Here is a 4,456-nt window from a genome sequence, read left to right as displayed (position 1 = left end):
AGGTTAGGATGGGGGTGGTTTTGTGTGTTTAGGTAAAATCAAATTCGTGCAAGCCGTAGAACCTACCTTCTCCCGCCAGACGGGAGAGCCAGCCGCCCGTAGCGTGGGTTCTACCCACGGAATGAAAAGAGAGGATTAGATTCGGATGTTCGGATGGAAGGTCGTGGGCGAAGCCCACGCTACGGGTTAGCTTATTCTGAATTTGTGCCCATTTGACGGAAAGGTCGTCTGAAAACCGGAATACTTGGTTTTCAGACGACCTTTTTCAGGGAGAGTTTGACGCATAAAACCTATGCACCGTCAGGTTTCAGACGACCTGTGTTCACGCGCTGAGCAGGCTTTGGGCGAGGAAGCCGCCTTTTTCTACACCGGGGAGGATGAAGAAATAGCCGCCGCCGAAGGGGCTGATGTATTCTTCCAGCGGTTCGCCGTTGAGCAGGTTTTGGACGAAGATGAAGCCGTCGGCGAGGTTGGCTTGGTAGCAGATGAAAATCAGGCCGACGTCAAGCTGGCCGTTGGCGGCGAGGCCGCGGGAGTAGTTGAAGGCGCGGCGGTAGAGCAGGTGTTTTTTCATGAACTCGGGGTCGCGCGGGTTGGCGAGCCTCATGTGGCTGTCTTTGGGGGTGGTCTTGCCGTCGGGGTCTTTGGCGAAGTCGGCGGTGTCGCTCTCTTTTTTGCCGTCCATGGGGGCACCGCTGTATTTGCGGCGGCCGAAGATTTCGGTTTGTTCCTGCAAGGGGGTTCTGTCCCAGAATTCGACGAAGTGGCGGATGAGGCGGACGGCTTGGTAGCTGCCGTTTTTCGCCCAGGCGGGTTCGTCTTGGCTGTTGGCGGCGATGCCTGTCCAGAGGACTTGGTCGGCAATTTTGGGATCGGATACGTCGGGGTTGCCGGAGCCGTCGCGGAAGCCTAAGAGGTTGCGGGCGGCGATGGCGCCGGGTTCGGCTTTGGGCAGCCAGCCGTCTATGCTCCAGCGGATGACGGCGGTTTGGGCGGTGTTTTTGATGATGTCGCGCAGGGCGGCTTGGCAGGTTTCGGGGGTGAAGGCGCAGATTTGGAGGCTGAGGTCGCCGTCGCACCATGATTTTTGGAGGCGGTCGTTGGGGAAGTCGCGCATTTCTTGGAGGTGGCGGGGTTTTTTGTCTTTGAGTCCGAAGCGGTCGTCAAAGAGGCTGCTGCCGACGCCGACGGTGATGGTGAGGCCGTCGGGGCGGAATGTTTTGCCGAGCAGGCCGCTGCCTGCGGGGGGGAGTTTTTCGTCGCCGTCTTGGTATTCGCCGCCTTGGGTGAGGAATTCGATGCGGGCGGTGAGGGTGCGGAAGAGGTTTTCGAGTTGTTTGGGGTCTTTGGCGGTTACGTCGAAGGCGCACATGATGCCGAAGAGCTGGTGCGGGGTGGTGATGCCGGCCTGGTGGGTGCCGTAGCAGGGGTAGGCTTGCGGGGAGTGTTCGTTGTTGCGGGTCTCGGCGGCGGTTTCGCCTTGTTGTTTGCCGGCGAACCAGCCTGCCGCGCCGGCTGCGCCTGCGGCAAGGACGGTTTTGAATAGGGTGCGTTTGGTCGGTTGGGCGGGTTGTGAGTTGTCTTGGCTCATGGTGGAGTCCTTTGCGGGGATTCGGGCTGCGGTATGTACGCGGTTGTTTTGTTTAAGTTTGCTATTTTGAATTTTCAGACGACGTTTAAGGTCGTCTGAAAACTTTGAATCATCGATCAATCGAATAAACGGTAAGGGATGCGCGATTTCCGCGTGCGTGGCTGCGCCACACACCCTACCTGTTCTTCTACCGGAGGATTAGCGGACCTCCGAAATGCTTGCATTTGGGGCAAACCAAACTTTCTCAGAAATCTAATCTTGGAACGGCGATACAGCTAACCCGTTTAATTTTTGATACGGCTGTCAGCAGGGCAGGTTGGGTTGGCAAACCCGACCCAGCCTACGATTTCTGTATTCGGGTTTTTCGCGGGCAAAGCCCACGCTACAACAGTTCCCTTTCGGTGGAGAGGGCATCAGCGATTAGTTTTCAGACGACCCCTTGTATCTCAAAAGGTCGTCTGAAACGGGCGGGTCAAGTTTATTTGAGGCCCAGTGTGCCGCGCAGTTGGCTCAGGTCTTCGGCAAGGGCGTTAATCGGTGCCTGAAGGGTTTTGCGGTCTTCGTCGCTGAGTTTGTCGTAGGTTTCAAAGCCGTCTTTGGTTTTGTATTTGGCGAGGATGTCGGTGACTTGTTTGAAGTTGGCATCGACTTTCTCGAGCAGGGCTTTGTTTTTCTCGGCAATCATCGGACGGAAGAGTTCGACGATTTTTTGCGCGCCTTCGATGTTGGCTTGGAAGTCGCTCAAGTCGGTGTGGCTGTAACGGTCTTCTTCGCCGCTGATTTTGCTGCCGGCAACTTCTTCAATCAACACTGCCGCGCCGCCGACGACTTTGTTCGGCGGGAAGGAGAGGGCGTCGATTTCTTTTTGCAGGGCTTCAACGTCTTTCATGAGTTTGTCGGCAATGTCTTTCACGCCGGAGACGTCTTTTTTGACCCACAGGGCGTGTTCGATGCGGTGGAAGCCGGTGAAGGCCGCGTCTTCGGTTTTGTCTTTGAAGTCGTCCTCACGCGCGTCGATGGCGGGGTCGAGTTCGTTGAAGAGTTCGGCAATCGGCTCGATGCGTTCGTAGTGGGTGCGGGCGGCGGCAAACTGGGATTTGGCTTTTTCGATGTCGCCCGCTTTGACGGCGTCGGTGAAGGCTTTGGTTTTGGCAACCAGCTCTTTGGCTTCGCCTTGGACGTAAACTTTATAGTCGGCAAGCGGTTTGGCAAGTTTTTCCAAATCGGCTTCGTTGCCGGTGTCTTTAAAGCCGCTGTCGGTTACCACCAACTTGCCGCGCGGGTTGGTCAAAAGGCCGCAAGTCATTTCGTATTCGCCCGGCAGCAGGGTAACGGTCATTTTGTCGGAAAGTCCGGGGGCGATGTTTTCGCGCTCGTCGACCACCATCACGCCTTTGAGGATTTCCCATTCGAGCTTGCGGCCGCTGTTGTTTTTGATGTTGAACACGACTTGTCCGCTCGGTACGGTCAGTTCCATCGGTTCGCAGGCGGTGTCGTTCACGCCGATGTTGACGGTGCCGTCGGCATTCGCGCTTGATGCACCTGACGCGGCAGGCGCGGATTTTTCCGCTTCGGGCGGCTGACACGCGGTCAGACCCAAAGCCAGCATCACGGATAAAGCAGTTATATTGAGTTTTTTCATTTCAAACCTCTTTGGCATGTTGATAAGAATGGGATACGGAATTTTTAAGCGCCACTAATGGCTTTCAGACGACCTCTGCACCGCGGCGGGCCTGCTGCCGTGCAGAAACCAAATCATGACCGGAACCAAATACAGCAGCCACGCCAGCACCTCGCCCTGCGTCGGGTGGTCGGTATAGCCGAAGAAGCCGCCGAGCAGCACGCCCAGCGGGCTGTCTTCATGCAGGTATTTGGAAGAATCAAACACCACCTCTTGCAGGTGGTTCCACACGCCCGCCTCATGCAGCGCGCGCAGCGAACCGGCCACCAAACCGGCGGCCACCACAATCAAAAACGCGCCCGTCCAGCGGAAAAACTTCGCCAGATTCAGACGCATACCGCCCTGATAAATCAGCGCGCCGATGACCACTGCGGCCAGCAGCCCCAATACCGCGCCGACGGGCATAGACCAAGTCGGACTCTGCTGAAACACCGCCAAGAGGAAAAACACACTCTCCAGCCCCTCACGTGCCACAGCCAGAAAAGCCATGCCGACCAAAGCCCAGCCTTGGCCGTTGCCGCGGTTTAAGGCCGTCTGAACCGAATCCTGAAGCTGCTGCTTCATCGAACGGGCGGCTTTTTTCATCCATAAAATCATATAAGTCAGCATCGCCACCGCCACCAAACCGATAACGCCGACCACAAATTCCTGCTCCTTCTGCGGAATCTCGCCCGTTGCCGAATGGATGCCGTATCCGATGCCCAGACACATCAGCGCAGCCAAAGCCACACCCAGCCACACCTTAGGCATCAGCCGCGAATGTCCCGACTGTTTCAAAAAACCGGCGACGATGCCCACAATCAGGGCGGCCTCGATGCCCTCGCGCAACATAATCAGAAAAGCAATCAACATATATAAAACAAACCTTAAAACTAAATATCCAAAACTAAACCATTTATTCTTTTACCCAAGCCGTTTCACCCGCCGCCTTATCTATTCTATTCGGCTGCAATAAATCCTCTCCAAGAAAATTCAGACGACCTTATGCCTAAATATTTATAAACCGATAATTAAACAAATGCAAATAATTTTTATTTTTAAGTAATAAACACCGTTACGAATGTTAACAAGGAAATGACGAAAGTATCGGATAAACGTACTTTTCCAGCCCGTCTCCCAACAGCCGATACGGCAGTCAAAATATATTCCCGCCCTTAGAGCGTGTTCATAGTCTTCGTAGCAGG

Annotated in this window: 4 protein-coding genes; all 4 read right to left on the bottom strand. The window is 55.2% G+C overall.

The genetic code is table 11. The features are described from left to right. Positions 1–28: 28 nt before the first annotated feature. The 4 genes from HMPREF3066_RS13175 to efeU all read right to left on the bottom strand — a co-directional run bounded on the left by HMPREF3066_RS13175 (position 29) and on the right by efeU (position 4,124). Positions 29–178: a hypothetical protein gene (locus tag HMPREF3066_RS13175; RefSeq protein ID WP_168160669.1), complete on the bottom strand. Its 150-nt coding sequence runs from the start codon at positions 176–178 to the stop codon at positions 29–31. A 144-nt stretch (positions 179–322) separates the two neighbouring features. After that, positions 323–1,591 carry an iron uptake transporter deferrochelatase/peroxidase subunit gene (efeB, locus tag HMPREF3066_RS08990; protein ID WP_070442308.1) on the bottom strand — a complete coding sequence of 423 codons (1,269 nt, stop codon included), beginning with the start codon at positions 1,589–1,591 and terminating at the stop codon, positions 323–325. Between the two features lie 478 nt (positions 1,592–2,069). Beyond that, positions 2,070–3,233: an iron uptake system protein EfeO gene (gene efeO, locus HMPREF3066_RS08985; protein ID WP_070442305.1), complete on the bottom strand. Its 1,164-nt coding sequence runs from the start codon at positions 3,231–3,233 to the stop codon at positions 2,070–2,072. Between the two features lie 54 nt (positions 3,234–3,287). Continuing rightward, positions 3,288–4,124, bottom strand: a complete 837-nt coding sequence (gene efeU / locus HMPREF3066_RS08980; RefSeq protein ID WP_003775827.1) for an iron uptake transporter permease EfeU — start codon at positions 4,122–4,124, stop codon at positions 3,288–3,290. Between the last annotated feature and the right edge of the window lie 332 nt (positions 4,125–4,456).

The sequence above is a fragment of the Neisseria sp. HMSC03D10 genome, from assembly GCF_001807625.1.
Taxonomy (GTDB): Bacteria; Pseudomonadota; Gammaproteobacteria; order Burkholderiales; family Neisseriaceae; genus Neisseria; species Neisseria mucosa.
The sequence above is the reverse complement of the archived record's forward strand: the minus strand, read 5'-3'. Positions and strand labels throughout refer to the sequence as shown.

Bases quoted from the DNA above. Each gene is read 5' to 3' on its own strand.
- efeB (WP_070442308.1), bottom strand. From the start codon at position 1,591: ATGAGCCAAGACAACTCACAACCCGCCCAACCGACCAAACGCACCCTA.
- efeO (WP_070442305.1), bottom strand. From the start codon at position 3,233: ATGAAAAAACTCAATATAACTGCTTTATCCGTGATGCTGGCTTTGGGT.
- efeU (WP_003775827.1), bottom strand. From the start codon at position 4,124: ATGTTGATTGCTTTTCTGATTATGTTGCGCGAGGGCATCGAGGCCGCC.